This window comes from Thiobacillus sp. SCN 63-57 (genome assembly GCF_001725555.1).
Classification (GTDB): Bacteria; Pseudomonadota; Gammaproteobacteria; order Burkholderiales; family Thiobacillaceae; genus Thiobacillus.
The window spans coordinates 1-19,989 of sequence record NZ_MEGP01000035.1 but is presented as its reverse complement, the minus strand read 5'-3'; the positions used below and the strand labels follow the sequence as shown (position 1 = coordinate 19,989).

Sequence of the window (19,989 nt, the reverse complement as noted above, 5' to 3'; positions counted from 1 at the left end):
GGAAAAGGAAACCATCCCTTACTGGAGCAAGTTTCTGCAGGGCTATTACGACAGTTCCGGCATCAGCTCGGACAGCTTCGACCAGGCCGTGCAGTTCTCGGCGGGGGGGGATCCGCGGTTGACCGACAGCATGCGCGAGAAGGGTATCCATCTCGTTACTGCGGTAGCGGCTTCGATCTGGTACGTGGGCTTCAACATGCTCGATCCGGTGGTGGGCGGCCAGGGGGAGGATCGCCGCAAGCTGAGGCAGGCAATTTCCATCGCGTTCGACTACGACGAATTCATTTCCATTTTCCTGAACGGCCGCGGTATTCCGGCACAGGGGCCGATCCCACCCGGGCTGTTCGGATACGTCGACGGCGTGGCAGGGCTGAATCCGTATGTGTACGAGGCGCATGGCGGCAAGATCGTGAGACATTCCATCGAGATGGCGAAAAAGCTGGTGCTCTACTTCGACACCATGGCAAGCGGCCCCGATACCAAGTCGCGGCTCGACTGGATGAAGAAGCAGCTCGACAAGCTCAATGTGCAGCTGGTCGTACGCGGCACCGATTACAACCGCTTCCAGGACAAGATGCGCAAGGGCAATGCCCAATTGTTCGAATGGGGCTGGAATGCCGATTACCCGGATCCGGAAAACTTTTTCTTCCTGCTGTATGGGCCGAACAAGAAAGTGGCCACTGGTGGCGAGAACGCCGCCAACTACGACAATCCGGAATTCAACCGCCTGTTCGAGCGCATGAAGGACATGGACAACGGCCCCGAGCGCGAGCAGGTGATCGACGACATGCTCGAGATCGTGCGCCGCGATGCCCCCTGGATTTTTGCCTACTATCCAAAATCCTTCGGCTTGCGCCATGATTGGGTCCATAACGTCAAGCCCAACCTGATGGCCAACAATACGCTCAAGTACCGGCGTATCGACCCGGATCTGCGTGCCGCCCGGCGTGCAGAATGGAACCGTCCCGTGCTGTGGCCGATCCTGCTGCTGGTCGGCGGCGTGGTTGCACTCATTGCGCCGGCAGTGGTCGTCTGGCGCCGGCGCGAAAGGACGACCGCCTGATGTTCGCCTACATCCTGCGCCGTCTCCTCTATGCGATCCCGATCCTGATCGGGGTCAACCTGCTGACCTTCGCCCTGTTCTTCGTCGTCAATACGCCGGACGACATGGCGCGGCTGCAGCTGGGCGCCAAGCACGTGACGCAGGATGCGATCGAGCGCTGGAAGGTCGAACACGGCTACGACAAGCCGCTGCTGCTGAACGCCCAGGCGAGCGGCAGCGCGCGGTTCACCGACACGATCTTCTTCCAGCATTCGGTGTCGATGTTCGCGTTCAAGTTCGGAAATGGGGACGACGGCCGCAACATCAGCAACGAAATCCGCACCCGCATGTGGCCGAGCCTGGCGATCGCGCTGCCGGTGTTCGTGATCGGCCTCCTGGTCAATATCACCTTTGCCTTGCTGATGGTGTTCTTCCGTACCACCTATCTCGATTTGTGGGGCGTGGTGCTGTGCGTGGTACTGATGTCGATTTCATTCCTGTTCTACATCATCACGGGGCAGTATTTCATCGCCAAGCTGTGGAACCTGCTGCCGATCTCGGGCTATGCGGGTGGAATCGACGGCTTCCGGTTCATCCTGCTGCCGGTGCTGGTCGGAGTGGTGGCGGGCATCGGTAGTGGATCGCGCTGGTACCGAACGATTTTTCTCGAGGAGATCGGCAAGGACTACGTCCGTACCGCACGTGCCAAGGGCCTGTCCGAGGTTCGGGTATTGTTCCGCCACGTGCTGAAGAACGGCATGATCCCGATCCTGACCGGCGCGGTGGTGGTGTTGCCGCTGCTGTTCATGGGCAGCCTCATCACCGAATCCTTCTTCGGCATTCCGGGGCTCGGCAGCTACACGATCGACGCGATCCAGGCGCAGGATTTCTCGGTGGTGCGTGCGATGGTGTTCCTGGGGTCGTTTCTGTATATCGTCGGGCTGATCCTCACCGACATTTCCTATTCGTGGGCGGACCCGCGGGTACGGCTGCAATGAGCGTCCAGCCTGTCATCTTGTGGACCGATGCGCTGATTTTCGCGCTGCTGGCGGCGGTGCTGGGGCTGGTGTGGTTCATCCGTCGTCATGCGCACCTGCGCGCGCCGTGGGCGGCCGTGGCACGGCGCCCCATGGCGATGGGCGCCGCACTGGTTCTGACTGTGTTCGTGGTGATCGGCTTGCTCGATTCGCTGCATTACCGTGAAGCACTGCCCGACAGCCCGCCCGGCCGGCCGCAGTATTCGGTCGAAGTGCTTTCCGTATTCGATGCGCTGGTGGGACCGCTGCGCACGCAGCAGGAGAAAACCTATTCCGCGCCGCTGGCGATGCAGTTGTACGCCAAGGAATTCGTCGAGCGCGATGGCGCCACCGTGCGGGATTACCCGCGCCTGAAATACGGCGGCGCGCACCTGAAACAGGTCGACGAACGCGTGCCGGATATTGCCCGGCGCATCCTCGTCGGCCTGGCGCAAGGGCTGGCGGCCAGCCTGTTGCTGTTCGGTCTGCTCGCCGCCTGGCAGGCGCGCCATCGCCACATGGTTTTCGGTAAGTGGCTGACCGCCTGGGGAGGCGGCTACCTCGGATGGCCTGGACGGACGGTCGTCCTGACCCTGGCGCTGCTCTTTCTGCTGGGGTCGGTGACGGTCCATCTCGCCGCGGCCTATCACGTCTTCGGTACCGACAAGGTCGGACAGGATGTGCTCTACATCAGCCTCAAGAGCATCCGCACCGGTCTGGTGATCGGCACGCTCACCACGCTCGTCACCCTGCCGCTCGCGATCATGCTGGGGATTGCGGCAGGGTATTTCCGGGGCTGGGTGGACGACGTCATCCAGTATGTCTACACCGTGCTGAATTCAATTCCAGGCGTGCTGCTGATCGCGGCAGCGGTACTCATCGTACAGGTCGCCATCGAGGCCCATCCCGATCTGTTCGATACTGCGGCGGCGCGCGCCGACATCCGCCTGCTGGCCTTGTGTGTCATCATGGGTGTGACCAGCTGGACCGGCCTGGCGCGCCTGCTGCGCGGCGAATCGCTCAAGCTGCGTACGCTCGATTACGTCGAGGCGGCGCGGGCGTTCGGCGTCTCGCACGCACGCATCATCAGCCGCCACATTTTCCCCAACGTATTCCACCTCGTGCTGATTGCGATCGTACTGGACTTCTCGGGCCTGGTGCTGGCCGAGGCCGTGCTCTCCTATGTCGGGGTCGGTGTCGATCCCACCATGTATAGCTGGGGCAACATGATCAACGGCGCGCGTCTCGAACTGGCGCGCGAACCTGTCGTCTGGTGGCAGCTGGGCGCGGCGTTCGTCTTCATGTTCGCCTTGGTGCTGGCCGCCAATCTGTTTGCCGACGGCGTGCGCGACGCATTCGACCCGCGCCTGGAGGGTCGTCGGTGAAACCCTTGCTGCAGGTGGAAAACCTCGTTACCGGGATCGGCACTGCGCGCGTAGTCGATGGCGTGTCGTTCCACGTTGATGCCGGCGAGACCTACGCTTTGCTGGGGGAGTCTGGATGTGGCAAATCGATGACCGCCCTGTCGCTGATGCGGCTGTTGCCGGATGGCGGGCGCATCCTGTCGGGTCACGTGCAACTGGGCGAAACCGATGTAATGGCACTGACCGAACGCGACATGCGGCGTGTGCGCGGCGGGCAGATGGCGATGGTGTTTCAGGAACCGATGCTGGCGCTGAATCCCGTCATCAAGGTGGGCGACCAGATCGGCGAGGCGTTGTCCTTGCATCGGGGGCTCGGCGGACAGGCTGCGCGCGACGCTGCGCGCGCACTGCTCGATTCGGTGGGCGTGCCGGACGCGGCGCGGCGGCTCGATAGCTATCCGTTCGAACTTTCGGGCGGGTTACGCCAGCGAATGATGATCGCCATGGCCCTGGCGGGCGAGCCCAGCCTGCTCATCGCCGATGAGCCGACGACGGCACTGGACGTGACCATCCAGGCCCAGGTGCTCGACGTATTGCGCAATCTGCGTGCGACACGCCGGATGGGCATGCTGCTGATCACGCACGATCTCGGCGTGGTGGCCGAGAACGCCGATCGCGTGGGGGTGATGTATGCCGGCGAATTGCTGGAGGAGGGTACGCGCGACGCCTTCTTCACGGCGCCGCAGCATCCCTACAGTCGCATGCTGTTCGAGGCCTTGCCGCGAACGGGCGATGCCGGGCGGTTGACCACGATCGCCGGCCAAGTGCCCCGGCTTGACGCGCATTTACGCGGATGTCGGTTCGCACCGCGCTGTCCGTTTGCCATCGCACGTTGCCGCGCGGAGTCGCCCGGCTGGCAGGAATTGGATGGACAGCGAGTGCGCTGCCATCTGGCGGGCAGCTTGCCGGCGGGCAGCGTGCGCGAACGTGTCGCCCATCCCGTGGCGGAACATCCCCCGCAGCCGCTTCTGCAGGTGGAAGGGTTGAAGGTGTTTTTCCCGATCCGGCGCGGCTTGATCCAGCGTACGGTAGGACACGTGCGCGCCGTCGATGACGTGGACCTGACGATCCAGGCCGGCCGCACGCTGGCACTGGTGGGTGAATCGGGCTGCGGCAAGACGACGGTGGGCAAGGCCTTGCTGCGGCTGATCGAGCCGACGGCGGGCACCATCATGCTGGGCGGCGAGACCATCACCGCGAAGAATGCACCTGCGCTGCGACGGCAGGCTCAGATGGTATTCCAGGATCCGTTCAGTTCGCTCAATCCGCGTATGCGGGTAGTGGACACCCTGCTCGAGGGCATGGACGCGCTGGGTGTTGGCGCGCGCGGCGAACGGCGCGGTGCCGTGGCTCGGCTGTTGAATCAGGTCGGCTTGCCGGACGATGCAGGCGGCCGTTATCCCCATGCATTCTCAGGCGGGCAGCGGCAGCGCATTGCGATCGCACGGGCGCTTGCCGTGTCGCCGCGGCTGGTGATCTGCGACGAGCCGACCAGTGCGCTCGACGTGTCGGTGCAGGCGCAGATACTGAATCTGCTGAAGGACCTGCAGGCCGATCTCGGCCTGGCCTATCTGTTCATCACGCACAATCTCGCCGTGGTGGAATATCTGGCGCACGATGTGGCGGTGATGTACCTCGGACGTATCGTCGAGCAAGGTCGGGCCGGTGCGGTGTTGCGCACGCCACGCCACCCTTATACGCAAGCGCTGGTTAGTGCGGTGCCGCGCATCGAGCCGCACACCGGGCAGACTATCGTTCGCCTGGCTGGCGACCAGCCTTCGCCGCTCAATCCGCCGGTCGGCTGCCATTTCCATCCGCGTTGTCCGCACGCCAGCGCCGTGTGCCGGCAAACCTATCCGGCGCGAACCGATCTGGGCGGGGGACATTGGGTGCGGTGCCACTGGGTGGCAGCGCAGGATTAAGTTTTCTGGAGACGGAGTATCAATTGAGCAGCAGCAAACACAGTCGAAATTTCTGGCTTGGCAACGGCGTCCTGGCCGTGGCGATGCTTACCCTGATGTTCATGGGGCCGCTCTCCAATGCGCTGGGCATCTGGGCCGCCGTGATGTGGATGGTGCTGGCTGCGATCGGGGTGGCGCTGTTGATGTCGGACAAGTCCGACGAACCGCCTGCATCGGACTGAGCCGACGATTCTCAGGGCGCCCTGACGATGACTGTCTGACCCGCGCGGACCGTGCTGTGTTTCCTGAAAGCAGGATTCCACAGCCTGAAATCCGCCAGGCTGATGTCGAAACGTCGGGCGATGGCGCTCAGGGTGTCGCCAGTCTGAACGATATACCGGCTCGGGATGGCGGGTTTCGCGATGCGGGTGGCGGAGTAGGCGGCGGATTGGAGGGACGCCGTCATCTGGACCGGTTGCGTGGACGGCAGGCGCAGGGTCTGGCCGGCCGTGAGCCGGCCGTCAAGGCCGGGGTTGGCGTCGCCGAGTTCGGCGACGGTCAGACCGTAGTGTCGGGCAATGCTGTATAGGGTGTCGCCCCGCTGCACCACGAGCTGGGTCGGATTGGATACGGCAGGCAAGGGGCTCTCGGCGCTTGCGGCTGCCATGCCCCGTTTCCTGACCGGCACCAGAATGACCTGCTCGCGCACCAGCTTGCCGCGCTTCAGATGGAACTGGTTGTGTTCTTCGAGGCTGGCAAGACTGACGCCGAGGCGTCTGGCAATGGTCTCGGGACGTTCGCCTTTTTGCGCAGGGTAGGGCTGCCAGGAATCCCAGCTTCCGGTTTCCAGATTGCGCTGGAAGGTGTCGGTCTTGGCGACCGGCACCAGCAAGTTGACCGGTCCGGCCGAGCGGATGAGCTTGCGTGGGAAGGCCGCGTTCAACGCGGCGAATTCATCGCTACTCATGCCCGCCAGTCGCGCAGCGGAGCGGATGTCCATACTGGCGGAGGGAACGGTAACCTGCTTGAAATAGGGCTGGTTGGGCAGCGTGTCGATGGCGATGCCATAGCGTGCGGGATTGCTGATCAGGTTCCTGATGGCAAGAAGTTTGGGGACATAATGCCGGGTCTCGCTGGGCAGCGGCAGGCTGGCGTAATTGGTTGGCAAACCTTGCTGGACATTCTTCTCGATGGCGCGGGCGACGCAACCTTCCCCGCAGTTGTACGCAGCGAGCGCCAGTTCCCAGTCGCCGAAATCGAGATAGAGCTTGCCCAGGTAATCGAGCGCGGCCTCGGTGGCGGCGGTGAAATCGCGGCGGCCGTCGTACCAGGTATCCTGCCTGAGTCCATAGAGCCGGCCGGTGGACGGAATGAACTGCCAGATGCCGGAGGCTGCGGAAGGCGATTCCGCCATGGGATTGAACGCACTTTCGACCATTGGCAGCAAGGCGATTTCCATCGGCATTGCACGGCGGTCGACTTCCTGGACGATATGGAACAGGTAGCGGCGGGACCGATCGAGCATGCGGCGCACGTAATCCGGCCGTGCTGCGTACCAGGCTTCGTGATCGGCCACGAGCGGGTTGCGTGCCGCATCGTCGTCGATCTTGAACCCGCTGCGGATGCGCTGCCAGACGTCGTCCGGGCTGGCGGCTTCAGTGGGGGATACGTGATCGGAGGACGGGTCGTCGTCGGTATTGCTGTTCCACTCCAGTGTCTGGATGCCGGCGCCGGGTTCCGCCGCGTGCACCGGCAGGGAAGCGAACACCGCAAGGACGGCCAGACTGAGCAGATTTATTTTGAATTCGGCCAATTAATTTGATTCCGGGCAAGTCGGTTTCCCGTACTCAACAGGGCTCCATCGTAAGTGGCAGGATGGGGACGGTCAACCGTCCCACGCATCCTTGGCTGCCCGGATCGCGCCGAATACCTCGGCGGGCGTGGGGTGCGGTCGATCCAGATAGCGACTCGCGAAGGCCGTCATGTCAGGGTCGTGGAAACGCAGGAAGGGATTGGTGCGTTTCTCCAGCTGCAGGGTCGAAGGCAACGTGGGCACATTGCGGGCGCGCAGGGCACGATCGGCACGCTCGCGTTCAAGCAGCGCCGGATTGGCGCCGTCGATGGTTTTGGCAAAGTCAATATTGCTCAGGGTGTATTCGTGCGCACAGCAGACCCGGGTAGTATCGGGCAGCGCTAGAATGGCATCGAGGCTGGCAGCCATGATCGCGGGGCTGCCTTCGAACAGTTTCCCGCATCCGCATCCGAACACGGTGTCGCCGCAAAACAGGCTGTCGTGGCCGACATAGCTGATGTGGTCGAGCGTGTGGCCCGGGGTGGCCAGCACGTCGAAATGTAAAAACGGTTTGGCGATATCGACCGAATCGCCACCGTGCAGGACGTGGGTTACCGCCGGAATGCGCGGGTTGTCCGGCGCATAGACGGGGCAGTTATAGCGTTGACGCAGCAGGACGTTGCCGCCAGTATGGTCGCGATGATGATGGGTGATCAGAATGGCGGTCAGAGCGAGGTGGCGTGCATCGAGGTAGGCGATCAACGGAACGGGATCGCCCGGGTCGACAGCGACGGCATGATGGTCGTCGTGCCAGATCCAGATGTAATTGTCCTCGAACGCGGGCAGGGGAATGAGAGTCAACATGATGGGGCAACCTGGCGGGAGAAACGACTATGTTATCCAAGCTGAATGCAGGATGGTTTGAAACGCCGCTCGGACAGCACTTGCTGTTTCGGGAGCAACGCTATTTCGACCAGGCCGTGTCGGATGTGTTCGGCTTCAATGCGGTGCAGGTTGGCCTGCCGCAGATCGATTTCCTGCGCAACAGCCGGATCCCGCTGCGTGTGACATGTGCGGTCGAAGCCCCCGGACGGGTGCAGGCCGATCCCATGTTCCTGCCGTTCGAGAGTCAGTCGCTCGACCTGTTGCTGTTGCCCCACGTGCTGGAATTCAGTTCCAATCCGCACCAGGTGCTGCGAGAGGCGGAGCGGGTGCTGCGTCCGGAAGGCCGCCTGGTGCTGGCCGGCTTCAACCCGCGCAGCCTGTGGGGACTGGCGCGCAAGCTGCAGGGCGGCGAACGCGGTTATCCGTGGAACGGCAGCTTCCTCAACATTTCGCGGGTGAAGGACTGGATGGTGTTGCTGGGGCTCGAGGTGGCGGCGGGCAGCATGTGCTGCTACCGTCCGCCGGTCAACCGCGAGAACTGGCTGCGCCGTCTGCGTTTCATGGAGCCGGCCGGCGACCGCTGGTGGGCCATGGGCGGCGGCGTCTATTTCCTGCAGGCGGTCAAGCGGGTGCAGGGCATGAACATCATCCTGCCGCAGTGGACGACGCCGGTGGCGCAGCGCCTGCTGTCGCCCGCGGCCAAGGTGGTCAATCTCAAACAGTATCGGGTCCGTCGTGAACGCTGACACCATTTATATCTACAGCGATGGCGCCTGCAAGGGCAATCCGGGCGTCGGCGGCTGGGGCGCCCTGCTGGTGGCGGGGGGACACCGCAAGGAGATCAGCGGCGGCGAGGCCAACACCACCAACAACCGCATGGAAATGACCGCGGTGATCCGGGCGCTGGAATCGTTGAAGCGGCCCTCCACGGTCGAAGTCCATACCGATTCGCAATACGTGCAAAAAGGCATCAGCGAATGGATGCCGGGCTGGAAGCGGCGCAATTGGCGTACCGCCGACGGCAAGCCGGTGAAAAACCAGGACCTGTGGCTGCAACTGGATGCGTTGAGCCAGCTGCATCGCATCGAATGGAAATGGGTACGCGGCCATGCGGGCCATCCCGAGAACGAACGCGCCGATGCACTGGCCAATCTGGGCGTGCTGCAGGCACAACAACACTGAACATCGAAATCATGCGGCAAATCATTCTCGATACTGAAACCACCGGCCTCGATCCCAACCAGGGCCATCGCATCATCGAGGTGGCGGCCGTTGAAATGGTCAACCGCCGGCTCACCGGCAACCATCTGCACCGTTATGTGAACCCGGATCGCGACATCGACGCTGGCGCCATGCAGGTGCACGGCATCACGCCGGAATTCCTGCAGGACAAACCGCGTTTCGCCGATATCGCGCAGGAGTTCGTCGATTTCATCCGGGGCGCTGAACTCATTATCCACAACGCCCCTTTCGATGTCGGCTTCCTCAACATGGAACTGCGCTTGCTCGAAATGCCGCTGCTGACCACCTGGTGCGACGGCGTGACCGACACGCTGGCGATGGCCAAGGCCCTGCATCCCGGTCAGCGCAACAATCTGGACGCCTTGTGCAAACGCTATGGCGTCGACAATACCGCGCGTACGCTGCACGGCGCCTTGCTCGACTGCGAGTTGCTGGCAGCGGTTTACCTGGCACTGACGCGCGGCCAGGAAAGCTTGTCGATCGGGCTGGAAGTGCGCGGCGAACGGGCTGCCCAAGCTGCCGCGCGGGTACGTCCCAAGCCCATTCTGTTGCAGGCGAGCAGCGAAGAGTTGGCTGCACACGCACGCCTGCTCGAAGCCATCGCCGGGGAAAGCAAAGGGGCATGCCTGTGGGCTGAAGGGCAGGAGGGGATTTGACGTTTCCCGGGCGGGCGACCAGATGGCGTGCGCTCCAGCGTATCGTTCGACTGGGGGTGGCGTGCGTCTGCCTTGCCATCGTGTCGTCTCAGGCTGTTGCAGCCCGGGTGGCAGTGTTACTGAGCGACGATGCGACACCTTACCAGGAGGTGTATCAGGTCATCCGTGCCTATCTCGACGATACCCCGCATGAGGCTGTCCGGGTATATGCCGAGGGATTGACACCCGCTGCGCTGAACGATGCTCGCCTCGTCGTGGCCGTCGGCGTGGGCGCGGCAGAGGCACTGGCCGCACTGCCCGAGCGCCCCCCTGTGCTGGCGATTCTGGTACCGCGATCGTGGTATCTCAAGACAGGGCGTGCGCGCCTGGGAAGCAGCAGCCGTCGCGGCCTGTCGGCCATTTACCTCGATCAGCCCTTCGAGCGCCAGGCACTCCTGATCCGTCTGGCCTTGCCGGACGTGCGGCGCGTGGGCGTGTTATTGAGCGCCGAGCAGAGCAGCATGGTGAACGAGTTGGACAGTGCATTGCGCGCACAGGGGCTCAGTCTGGTCTATGCCACGCTGACGCCGGATGAACGCCTGATCACCCCGCTGGAAGCGGTCTTGACGGAAGCCGATTTGCTGCTGGCACTGCCGGATCCGCTGGTGTTCAACCGCAACACGGCACAAAGCCTTTTCCTGACCTCCTACCGCTACCGCGATCCGGTATTGGGTTATTCGCGTTCGCTGACACGGGCAGGCGCGCTTCTGTCTTTGCATTCCAGCCCGGCGCAAATCGGCCGTCAGGCCGCCGAATGGATCAGCAGCGCCATGCAGGGAGGAACGGTACGCCTGCCGCCCCCTGCCTACCCCAGTTATTTCAGCGTTTCGATCAATGATCAGGTGGCGCGTTCGCTCGGATTCATCCTGCCGCCCGAAGCCGATCTGGAAAAGCGTTTGGAGGGGAGAAACTGATGGCACGGTCGCTGGGAATACGGGGGCGTGTCATCGGACTGGCCATTGTGCCGGTAGCCATCATCGGTGTCCTGCTGATGTTCCAGCTCATCACGGGAAAAATCGATGATCTCGACCAGTCTCTGCGCACCCGCGCCCTGGCCATTGCGCGTCAGCTGGCGCCAGCGGCCGAGTATGGCGTCGCCTCGGGCAATATCGAAGTGCTGCAGACGCTGCTCGAAAAAGCGGCGATCGAGCCGGACGTGCGCGGCGTGGCGGTGTTCTCCGAAAACGGCCAATGGCTGGCCCAGTTCGGTCTGGGAGTGTGGGCGAATCCGTTGGAAAAACGCATGCCGACCGACCATATCTACCAGATTGAATACAAGGACCGGCTGGTCTATTACGCGCCGATCACGCGTACCGAGGTGGCGGTCGACGACTTCAATCCGGGCGGCCGGGCTGCAGCGAAGGGGGCCCAGACCCGGCTGCTGGGCTGGGTGGGCCTGGACGTGTCGCGTAGTGCCACCATTCGAAGCCAGCGCGAGTCCATCCTGCGCAGCCTGGCGATCCTGCTGGTCGGTCTGGGCGTCAGCCTGTATCTGGCCTGGCGCATCGGTCGCCAGATTACCCGGCCGATCCTGTCCTTGACCCATACGGTCAGCCGTATCGGCGAGGGGCATCTGGACGAACGGGTTGACACGAGCGGGCAGGTCGAGCTGGGGGTGTTGCAGCGCGGCGTCAATCACATGGCCGCCCATCTGCAGGCCATGCAGGACCAGATGCAGGAGAAGATCGATCGGGCCACGGCGCGCCTGATTTATCAGGCCAGCCACGATGCGCTGACCGGGCTGATCAACCGCCGCGAGTTCGAGCAGCGCCTCGAGCGCACGCTGTTGACGGCTCTGCAGCAAGGCCGCGAACATGCGCTGTGCTACATGGATCTCGACCAGTTCAAGGTGATCAACGATTCCTGCGGCCATGCCGCGGGCGACGAATTGCTGCGCCAGCTGGCGCTGTTGCTGAAAGGCAATCTGCGCGAACGCGATACCCTGGCTCGCCTGGGGGGCGACGAATTCGCGCTGTTACTGGAAAACTGCAGCATTCCGGATGCGTTGGAAGTGGCAGATACCTTCCGCGCCGAGGTACAGCGTTTCCGCTTCAAATGGGGGGATCGCATTTTCTCGGTTGGCATGAGCGTGGGCATGGTGGCGATCAATGCCGACAGCGGCACTGCGGCAAACCTGATGTCGGCGGCTGACGCGGCGTGCTATGTGGCCAAGGATCGCGGACGCAACCAGATTCACCTGTACGAGAGCCGCGACTCAGACCTGGTGCGCCACCGTGGGGAAATGCAATGGGTGACGCGGATCCAGCGTGCACTGGAAGAGCACCGCCTGCGTCTGTCGTGGCAGGAGATCCGCCGCGCCGACGGCGTCGTGGAGTCGGTCCGTCATGTCGAATTATTGCTGCGGATGATCGACGAGGATGGCAGCGAAATCCTGCCGATGGCATTCATTCCGGCAGCGGAGCGTTATTCCATCATGCCGGCCATCGACAGTTGGGTGATCGAGGAGACGCTGCGTCTGTGCCAGCGTTATCTGGCGAGCAAACGCGAGCGGAATTGCCTGTTTGCGGTCAACCTGTCGGGGGCGTCGTTGAAGGACCCGGCATTCCGCCGCATGCTGCTGGCAAGTCTTGACGAGAATCCGGCCTTCGGCCCGCATCTGTGTTTCGAGATCACCGAAACGGCTGCCATCGGCAACCTTGCCGTCGTCAACGAGTTTATCGAGGCCATGCGTGCGTTCGGCTGCAGCTTCGCGCTGGACGATTTCGGCAGCGGCCTGTCGTCCTTCACCTACCTGAAGAACCTGAACGTGGATTACCTCAAGATCGATGGCGCATTCGTGCGCGATATCGCCAACAATGCCATTGATCGCTCCATGGTCGAGGCGATTCATCGCATCGGCCACCAGATGAACCTGAGAACCGTGGCTGAATACGTCGAATCGGATCAGATCCTGGCGTTATTGCGGCAGATGGGGGTGGATTACGTGCAAGGCAACGGAATTCATCAGCCCGAGCCGCTGGAAAACCTGTGCGGCCAGACCTGAAGCGCGATGGTCAGTTCAGTCGCTCACTCCGAAGCCTGCGTCGACGATGGCCTGCACCATGGCGGCGCGCTCAACGCGGGCGGGATCGTATGTCACCCGTGCCTGGCCCGGCGTCAACGTGACAACCGCAGTTTGCACACCCGGCAGGGCTGTCAACACCTTGGTGACACTGTTGACGCAGCCGCCGCAGGTCATGCCGGTCACGGATAAAACGATTTCGTTCATGCGCTACCCCAAAAGAAGTTTCAGGGCACGATTTTATTCCAGTTGAAAAGCAAAAGCCCGCGGATTGCGTCCGCGGGCTTGCGATGGGGGCGGAAATCACTTCTTGCGCGGGCGCTTGCGCAGGGTTTCCTTAGTATGGTCGATCAGGCGGTCGGCCACCACCTCGGCGTCGACCGCAAAGGTCCCGTTGGCCAGTGCGGCCTTGACCGATTCAACTTTGCCCGCATCGGTGACGTCGACCGATGCCAGCTGGGACTCGAGCGAGCGGATGCGGGTGCTGGACTCGGTCAAAGTCAGCGAATCGCCGCTGCCAGCGGTGGGGGCTGAGGTTTTGCCGGCACCTTTGCCCTTGGCTGAAGACACTTTGCTGGCGGCGGGCGGGGTGATGCGCTTGTCGATTTTCACGGGGATTCCTGGTCGCGGGGGTCGATCTTATGACTGATTGGGCACTCAATGGTTTATCGGCGGCCCGCAGATTTTCTTTAGCCACTGCGTCCATTTTCGCCCAGCAGCGGGATCAGGCCGTCCAGACCCACCTGATTCAGTGCGTAAGCGGCCTGGGCGCGTACAACGGGCTTCGCGCGGTAGGCAATGCTGATGCCGGCTTCGGCCATCATTTTCAGGTCGTTGGCACCATCGCCCATGGCAATGACCTGTCCGCGATCCAGGCCCAGCTCGATGCGCACGCGATTGAGCCAATCGGCCTTGCCCTGGGCGTCGACGATGTCGCCGAGGACACGGCCGGTCAGTTTGCCGTCGGCCACCTCCAGCGTGTTGGCGGCGGTGTAGTCCAGCCCCAGCCGGGATTGCAGCCGTTCGGTAAAGAAAGTGAATCCCCCTGACACCAGCAGGGTCCGGATTCCGGCGGCGCGAATTGCCGCCAACAGGGTTTCCGCCCCCGGCGACAACTGTAGGCGCTCGTCATAGACGCGCTGCAGGGCCGACTGGTCGAGCCCGGCCAGCAACGACACCCGGCGGCGCAGGCTCTCGGCAAAATCGATTTCGCCGCGCATGGCCGCTTCGGTGATGGCCGAGACCTGGGGTTTCAGCCCCTGCATGTCGGCAATCTCGTCGATGCACTCGATGGTGATGAGGGTCGAGTCCATGTCCATCACCAAGAGGCCGAAGTCGTCGATGTGCCGTCCGGCCGGCACCCAGCCGCAGTCGAGAGAATTTTCCTCGCAAAACGCGGCGACCTCGGCATGCGGCCGGTCGTCGGCGGCCACCAGCCGGAACGCGGTGAGCGAAACAGCCTCGATGGCCGTGGCGCCGGTCAGTTTGGCGAGCTGTTTGAGGCTAGGCGTGGGGATGTCGCGTCCCTGGACGATCAGATTCATGCGGTGTGCTATTTCAGTAAATTGAACAGGGTAATGACGTTGGCGGCGCGTGCTTCGACGGACGAATTGGCAGTCCAGCGCAGGCGGTTCTCGCCCGCCAGCTTGATATCGCGCCGGCTCTGGATAAGCTGGATGATGCGGCCCGGGTCGATCGGCGGCTGCGGCACGAACTGCAGCAGGATGCTGTCCGCGTTGGCGTCCACCTTCATGATGCCGAGCGGCCTGGCGGCCAGCCGCAGGCGGTGGGTGTCGAGCAGCGCACGCGCCGGATCGGGCAGCTGGCCGAAACGGTCGACCAGTTCCTCCTGCAACTGGGTGAGCGCCTCCGCGTCGTGCACGCTCGCCAGCCGCTTGTACAGTACCAGCCGCTCGTGGACGTCGGGGCAGTAGTCCACCGGCAGCAGCGCGGGCAGATGCAGGTTGATTTCCGACACCACCCCCAGCGGCTGGTTCATGTCGGGTTCCTTGCCGGCCTTCAGGCTGGACACCGCGCCGGCCAGCATGTCGTTGTAGAGCGAGAAGCCGACCTCAAGGATTTCGCCGCTCTGCTTCTCACCCAGCACCTCGCCGGCGCCACGGATTTCCAGGTCCTGCATGGCGAGATGGAAGCCCGAGCCCAGTTCCTCCATCAATTGAATCGCTTCCAGGCGTTTCTTCGCCTGCGGCGTGAGGGTGCGGTCTTCCTCCACCAGCAGGTAGGCGAAGGCCTGGTGGTGCGAGCGCCCGACCCGGCCGCGAAGCTGATGCAGTTGTGCCAGGCCGAATTTGTCGGCGCGGTTGATCAGGATGGTGTTGGCGGTCGGGATGTCGATGCCGGTCTCGATGATGGTGGTGCACAGCAGAATGTCGTAGCGCTGCTGGTAGAAATCGCGCACTACCTGTTCCAGTTCGCGCTCGCCCATCTGGCCGTGGCCGACGCGGATGCGCGCCTCCGGCAGCAGCTTTTCCAGCCGTTCGCGCATGGCCTCGATGGTGCTGACTTCATTGTGCAGGAAATATACCTGGCCGCCGCGCTTGAGTTCGCGCAGCACTGCCTCGCGGATCAGCCCACCGGAAAATGAGTGCACGAAGGTTTTGATCGCCAGCCGCTTCTGCGGGGCCGTTGCAATGACCGAAAAGTCGCGGATGCCTTCGAGCGACATCGCCAGCGTGCGGGGAATCGGGGTGGCGGTCAGCGTAAGCACATCCACCTCGGCGCGCAGCGCCTTCAGCTGTTCCTTCTGGCGCACGCCGAAGCGGTGCTCCTCGTCCATGATGACCAGCCCCAGCCGGGCGAACTTGACGTCCTTCTGGATCAGCCGGTGAGTGCCGATGACGATGTCGAGCTTGCCGTCCTTCAGCGCCTGCAGGGCCTCGGCCTGCTCCTTCGCGGTGCGGAAGCGCGACAGCTCGGCGAGCTTCACCGGCCAGGCCGAGAAGCGGTCGGAAAAATTGTTGAAGTGCTGTTCGGCCAAGAGCGTGGTCGGCACCAGCACCGCCACCTGGTAACCGCCCATCACCGCCATGAAGGCAGCACGCAGCGCGACCTCGGTCTTGCCGAAGCCGACGTCGCCGCAGACCAGCCGGTCCATCGGCTTACCAGCCTGCATGTCGGCCATGACGGCGGCGATGGCGGCGGCCTGGTCGGGGGTCTCCTCGTAGCCGAAGCCTTCGGCGAAGGCCTCGTAGTCGTGCGGCGAGAACTTGAATGCGTGGCCTTCGCGCGCCGCGCGCAGCGCATAGAGGTTCAGCAGTTCGGCGGCCGTGTCGCGCGCGGCCTGCATGGCGCGGCGACGCGCCTTCTCCCACTGGTCGGTGCCCAGCTTGTGCAGCGGTGCGGCGCCCTCTCCGGCGCCGCTGTAGCGCGAGATCAGGTGCAGGTTGGCGACCGGTACGTAGAGCTTGTCGCCCTTGGCGTATTCGAGTTGCAGGAATTCGGTGTCGCCGTCGCCGAGGTCCATGTTGATGAGGCCGAGGTACTGGCCGACGCCGTACTGCGCATGCACCACCGGATCGCCGGGCTTGAGTTCCGAGAGGTCGCGCAGCAGGTTGTCGATCTGCGTCGCGCGGGCCTCGCGGGCGCGACGGGTTTTCGGCGGGATGGCATAGAGCTCGGTCTCGGTGATGACGGCGAGCGCGCCGTCGGCCGTGACGAAGCCCTCGGCCAGCGGGCCGTGGGTTAATAAAACACGGCTCAGCAGGATGCGGCCGGACTGCGGCTGGCAGTCGGCCCAGCCCTCGCACAGCGAGGCGTCGAGTCCGTGCTCGGCAAGGTATTCGTGCAGGGTCTCGCGCCGTCCGGCCGAGGGCGCGACGATCAGCGTCGTCCCCTGGAAGCCATCGATGAATCCCTGCAGTTTGGCGACGGGGTGGGCTTCGCGGCGATCCACCGAAATGGGCGGAACCGGATGCGTCAGCCCCTCGCCGGCCTGTTCCACGTCGAGCCGCGCGTAGGCCTTGGCCAGGCTGAAGAAGGTGTCGGTCGGCAGGAACAGTTCGGCCGGCGGCAACAGCGGGCGATCCTTGTCGCCCGCCAGCAGGCGATGGCGGCCCTGTGCGTCGGCCCAGAACGCCTGCCCTGCCGGGTCGAGCGCGCCGTGGCTGACGAAGCGGGTGTGCCTGGGCAGATAGTCGAACAGCGTCGCCGTTTCGTCGAAGAACAGCGGCAGGTAGTACTCGATGCCGGCCGGCGCCAGACCGTTGCTGACATCCTTGTAGAGCTTGGACTTGGACGGATCGCCTTCGAAGCGTTCGCGGAAATTCTGGCGGAAGCGGGTGATGCCGGCCTCGTCGAGCGGGAATTCGCGCGCGGGCAGCAGCCGCACCTCGTTGACCGGATAGATGCTGCGCTGGGTGTCGACGTCGAACGCGCGCAGCGTCTCGATCTCGTTGTCGAACAGGTCGATGCGGTAGGGCAGGGCGCTGCCCATGGGGAACAGGTCGATCAGTCCGCCGCGGATCGAGAATTCGCCCGGCGCGAACACCTGGTTCACATGGGTGTAGCCGCCCAGCGCCATCTGCGCGCGAAAGGCCGGCTCGTCAAGGATGTCCTTCTGCTTCAGGAAGAAGGTGTGGGCGGCGAGAAAGGCTGGCGGTGCCAGCCGGTACAGCGCGGTCGAGAGCGCCACCACGGCGATGTCGAACTCGCCGCGCGAGATCTGGTACAGCGTCGCCAGCCGCTCGGAAATCAGGTCCGGGTGCGGCGAGAAGGTGTCGTAGGGCAGGGTTTCCCAGTCGGGGAAGGCGCATACCCGCAATGCCGGGTCAAACCAGCGCAACTCCTCGGCCAGCCGGTTGGCGTCCCACGCACTCGCGCATACCACCGCCAGCGGCGCGGCATGCCGCGCCAGTTCGGCCAGATACAACGCATCGGCCGCGCCGGCGAGGCCGGACTGGCGGTGGCCGGAAGGCGGGGAGGAGGGGGAGAAGAACGGCATGCGCAAATAGCGTGATTATATCGGGCGAGCGAAGCGCGGTGGGGGACGGGTATAATGGCCGGCTTTCCCGTTTTCAGCCTGAATACCATGAGCCTCGACCGCGTCAGTTCCGGCCGCAACCTGCCGGATGACTTCAATGTCATCATCGAAATTCCCGCCCACGGCGAGCCCATCAAGTACGAAGTCGACAAGGAATCCGGCGCCATGTTCGTCGACCGCTTCATGTCGACCGCCATGCACTATCCCTGCAACTACGGCTACATCCCGCACACCCTGTCGGAAGACGGCGACCCGGTCGACGTGCTGGTGATCACTCCGATCCCGCTGATCACCGGCGTGGTGGTGCGCTGCCGCCCCATCGGTATGCTGAAGATGACCGACGAAGCCGGCGTCGACGCCAAGCTGCTGGCGGTGCCGGTCGACAAGCTGTGCGGCCTGTACAAGGGCGTCCACAAGCCCGAGGACCTGCAGCCGCTGCTGCTGCAGCAGATTGCCCACTTCTTCGAGCACTACAAGGACCTCGAGCAGGGCAAATGGGTCAAGGTCGAGGGCTGGGTCGGCATCGACGACGCCCGCGCTGAGATCCTCGCCGGCGTGGAGCGCTATCGCAACGCCAAGGACAAACCCGCTTTCTGATGAAGGTCTGCATCCTCTCCGACTCGCACGACAACCGGCGCCTGCTCGGCGCAGCGGTCGAGCACGCCAAGGCGCACGGGGCGGAAGCGGTGCTGCACTGCGGCGACGTGGTCGCGCCGACCACGCTGCGCGTGCTGCAGAAATACGAGCTGCCGGTGCATGTCATCCACGGTAACAACACCGGCGACCTCTACAACATGACGCGGCTGGCCGCCGAGCCCAACAGCGTCATCCGCTATCATGGCCAGGACGCGGCCTTCACCCTGGCCGACCGCAATTTGTTCCTGGTGCATTATCCGCACTACGCGCAGGCGCTCGCCTGCACCGGCGACTATGACCTGGTGTGCTGCGGTCACGACCACAAGTCCAGCATCGCGCAGGTCGCCAACGTCAAGGGCGGCCACACCTGGCTGATCAACCCGGGAACCGTTGGCGGTGTCGGTGCGCCGCCGACCTATATCATGGCCGACCTCGCCGCCATGCAGTTCGAGATCGTCACGATCGAAGCCGCGCCGGCTTCAGTGTTGCCGCCCGTCACGCCGCATGTCTAGACAGCCTGCCTGAGGCCTTGCTGCCAGGTTGTTGTCGGGGGGTTCGGTTGACGGCAAGCCTGATCAGGTTGCCCAGAGTTCGTCCAGATTCGTGATTCCCCATTTGGCCGCGTCTTCACGGCTGACAATCTTTTCCGTGATGGATGGGCGGGAAAGGTCGATCAATTCCGGCACGATGTAGGTTTGCGACTTGGTCGAGAAGAATACCTTGACGCGTGGCGCCAGCAGCGATTTTTCTGATTGCTCGACCACGACTGCCAAACGGCCTGACGCGAGTTTGACCAGCGAGCCGACCGGATAGATGCCGATGCTTTTGATGAAGGCCTGAAAGACGTGCTCGTCGAAGTGTCCCTTGCTCCACTCGGTCATTTTCCGGATGGATTCAGCCGGATCCCAGCCCGCCTTGTAGGGGCGATTGGAGGTGATGGCGTCATATACGTCGCACACGGCACCCATCTTGGCGAAGAGACTGATTTCGTCGCTTGAGAGCCGGTCAGGGTAACCGCTGCCATCGACTTTCTCGTGATGGTGCAGGCACACATCGAGCACGATGTCGCTGGCGGTGTTGCCCTCAATCAACAGGCGGTGACCTTCGACTGGGTGGCTCTTGATGATACGGAATTCGTCGTCGGTCAGCCTGCCCGGCTTGTTGAGTACGTCCATCGGCATCAGGGCCTTGCCCAGATCGTGCATCAGGCCAGCCATGCCGGCTTCACGTACGCTCGTTTCATCCAGGTCCAGTTGACGTGCCAGCGACACCATCAGCGCGCAAACCGCAACGGAATGCATGTACGTGTAGTCGTCGGCGGTCTTGAGGCGCGCT

19 protein-coding genes are annotated in these 19,989 nt (G+C 63.5%); 12 read left to right on the top strand and 7 right to left on the bottom strand.

The window, feature by feature from the left end; translation table 11 throughout:
* The 5 genes from ABT23_RS13085 to ABT23_RS13065 all read left to right on the top strand — a co-directional run.
* On the top strand, window positions 1-1,063 hold a 1,063-nt coding region (locus tag ABT23_RS13085), incomplete at its 5' end, for an ABC transporter substrate-binding protein (RefSeq protein WP_296636115.1).
* Window positions 1,063-2,040 (top strand): ABC transporter permease, encoded by a 978-nt coding sequence (locus ABT23_RS13080; RefSeq protein ID WP_296636111.1) that lies wholly within the window; start codon window positions 1,063-1,065, stop codon window positions 2,038-2,040. The genes ABT23_RS13085 and ABT23_RS13080, both read left to right, overlap by 1 nt.
* Window positions 2,037-3,443: an ABC transporter permease gene (locus ABT23_RS13075; protein ID WP_296636107.1), complete on the top strand. Its 1,407-nt coding sequence runs from the start codon at window positions 2,037-2,039 to the stop codon at window positions 3,441-3,443. Before ABT23_RS13080 ends, ABT23_RS13075 begins: the two co-directional genes overlap by 4 nt.
* Window positions 3,440-5,404 carry an ABC transporter ATP-binding protein gene (locus ABT23_RS13070; RefSeq protein ID WP_296636105.1) on the top strand — a complete coding sequence of 655 codons (1,965 nt, stop codon included), beginning with the start codon at window positions 3,440-3,442 and terminating at the stop codon, window positions 5,402-5,404. The genes ABT23_RS13075 and ABT23_RS13070 overlap by 4 nt, the downstream gene beginning before the upstream one ends.
* Before the next feature lie 23 nt (window positions 5,405-5,427).
* Window positions 5,428-5,625 carry a hypothetical protein gene (locus ABT23_RS13065; RefSeq protein WP_296636103.1) on the top strand — a complete coding sequence of 66 codons (198 nt, stop codon included), beginning with the start codon at window positions 5,428-5,430 and terminating at the stop codon, window positions 5,623-5,625.
* A gap of 11 nt (window positions 5,626-5,636) precedes the next feature.
* On the opposite strand, the gene ABT23_RS13060 is transcribed toward ABT23_RS13065, so the two are convergent.
* Both ABT23_RS13060 and gloB read right to left on the bottom strand, forming a co-directional pair.
* Window positions 5,637-7,196, bottom strand: coding sequence for a LysM peptidoglycan-binding domain-containing protein (locus ABT23_RS13060; RefSeq protein ID WP_296636101.1), 1,560 nt, complete (start codon window positions 7,194-7,196; stop codon window positions 5,637-5,639).
* A 72-nt stretch (window positions 7,197-7,268) separates the two neighbouring features.
* Window positions 7,269-8,039: a hydroxyacylglutathione hydrolase gene (gene gloB / locus ABT23_RS13055; protein ID WP_296636098.1), complete on the bottom strand. Its 771-nt coding sequence runs from the start codon at window positions 8,037-8,039 to the stop codon at window positions 7,269-7,271.
* A gap of 29 nt (window positions 8,040-8,068) precedes the next feature.
* Here gloB and ABT23_RS13050 point away from each other — a divergent pair, with 29 nt between their 5' ends.
* The 5 genes from ABT23_RS13050 (at window position 8,069) to ABT23_RS13030 (ending at window position 13,001) form a co-directional block, all read left to right on the top strand.
* Window positions 8,069-8,806, top strand: a complete 738-nt coding sequence (locus ABT23_RS13050) for a methyltransferase domain-containing protein (RefSeq protein WP_296636094.1) — start codon at window positions 8,069-8,071, stop codon at window positions 8,804-8,806.
* On the top strand, window positions 8,796-9,242 hold the full coding sequence (gene rnhA / locus ABT23_RS13045; protein WP_296636091.1) for a ribonuclease HI: 447 nt from the start codon (window positions 8,796-8,798) through the stop codon (window positions 9,240-9,242). The genes ABT23_RS13050 and rnhA overlap by 11 nt, the downstream gene beginning before the upstream one ends.
* Before the next feature lie 11 nt (window positions 9,243-9,253).
* The gene (gene dnaQ / locus ABT23_RS13040; RefSeq protein WP_296636088.1) at window positions 9,254-9,958 is read left to right on the top strand and encodes a DNA polymerase III subunit epsilon; all 705 of its coding nucleotides are present in this window, start codon (window positions 9,254-9,256) and stop codon (window positions 9,956-9,958) included.
* A 107-nt stretch (window positions 9,959-10,065) separates the two neighbouring features.
* Complete coding sequence (locus tag ABT23_RS13035; protein ID WP_296636086.1) at window positions 10,066-10,911, top strand: ABC transporter substrate binding protein; 846 nt, start codon at window positions 10,066-10,068, stop codon at window positions 10,909-10,911.
* Window positions 10,911-13,001, top strand: coding sequence for an EAL domain-containing protein (locus ABT23_RS13030; protein WP_296636083.1), 2,091 nt, complete (start codon window positions 10,911-10,913; stop codon window positions 12,999-13,001). Before ABT23_RS13035 ends, ABT23_RS13030 begins: the two co-directional genes overlap by 1 nt.
* Window positions 13,002-13,016: 15 nt before the next feature.
* Here the strand turns inward: ABT23_RS13030 and ABT23_RS13025 are convergent, their stop codons facing one another.
* From ABT23_RS13025 to mfd, 4 genes are all read right to left on the bottom strand, one after another.
* Window positions 13,017-13,226 carry a cation transporter gene (locus tag ABT23_RS13025; protein ID WP_296636080.1) on the bottom strand — a complete coding sequence of 70 codons (210 nt, stop codon included), beginning with the start codon at window positions 13,224-13,226 and terminating at the stop codon, window positions 13,017-13,019.
* A 96-nt stretch (window positions 13,227-13,322) separates the two neighbouring features.
* On the bottom strand, window positions 13,323-13,631 hold the full coding sequence (flgM, locus tag ABT23_RS13020) for a flagellar biosynthesis anti-sigma factor FlgM (protein WP_296636078.1): 309 nt from the start codon (window positions 13,629-13,631) through the stop codon (window positions 13,323-13,325).
* Window positions 13,632-13,708: 77 nt separating this feature from the next.
* Window positions 13,709-14,563: a phosphoserine phosphatase SerB gene (gene serB, locus ABT23_RS13015; protein ID WP_296636076.1), complete on the bottom strand. Its 855-nt coding sequence runs from the start codon at window positions 14,561-14,563 to the stop codon at window positions 13,709-13,711.
* An 8-nt stretch (window positions 14,564-14,571) separates the two neighbouring features.
* Window positions 14,572-17,979 (bottom strand): transcription-repair coupling factor, encoded by a 3,408-nt coding sequence (gene mfd, locus ABT23_RS13010; protein ID WP_296636072.1) that lies wholly within the window; start codon window positions 17,977-17,979, stop codon window positions 14,572-14,574.
* Window positions 17,980-18,066: 87 nt separating this feature from the next.
* On the opposite strand from mfd, the gene ppa reads away from it, so the two are divergent.
* Together ppa and ABT23_RS13000 are read left to right on the top strand one after the other, a co-directional pair.
* Window positions 18,067-18,615, top strand: coding sequence for an inorganic diphosphatase (ppa, locus tag ABT23_RS13005; protein WP_296636117.1), 549 nt, complete (start codon window positions 18,067-18,069; stop codon window positions 18,613-18,615).
* Window positions 18,615-19,166, top strand: a complete 552-nt coding sequence (locus ABT23_RS13000; RefSeq protein WP_296636070.1) for a metallophosphoesterase family protein — start codon at window positions 18,615-18,617, stop codon at window positions 19,164-19,166. The genes ppa and ABT23_RS13000 overlap by 1 nt, the downstream gene beginning before the upstream one ends.
* Before the next feature lie 63 nt (window positions 19,167-19,229).
* Here ABT23_RS13000 and ABT23_RS12995 read toward each other — a convergent pair.
* Window positions 19,230-19,989, bottom strand: a 760-nt coding sequence (locus tag ABT23_RS12995; protein ID WP_296636067.1) for an HD-GYP domain-containing protein, incomplete at its 5' end; no start/stop codon positions are given.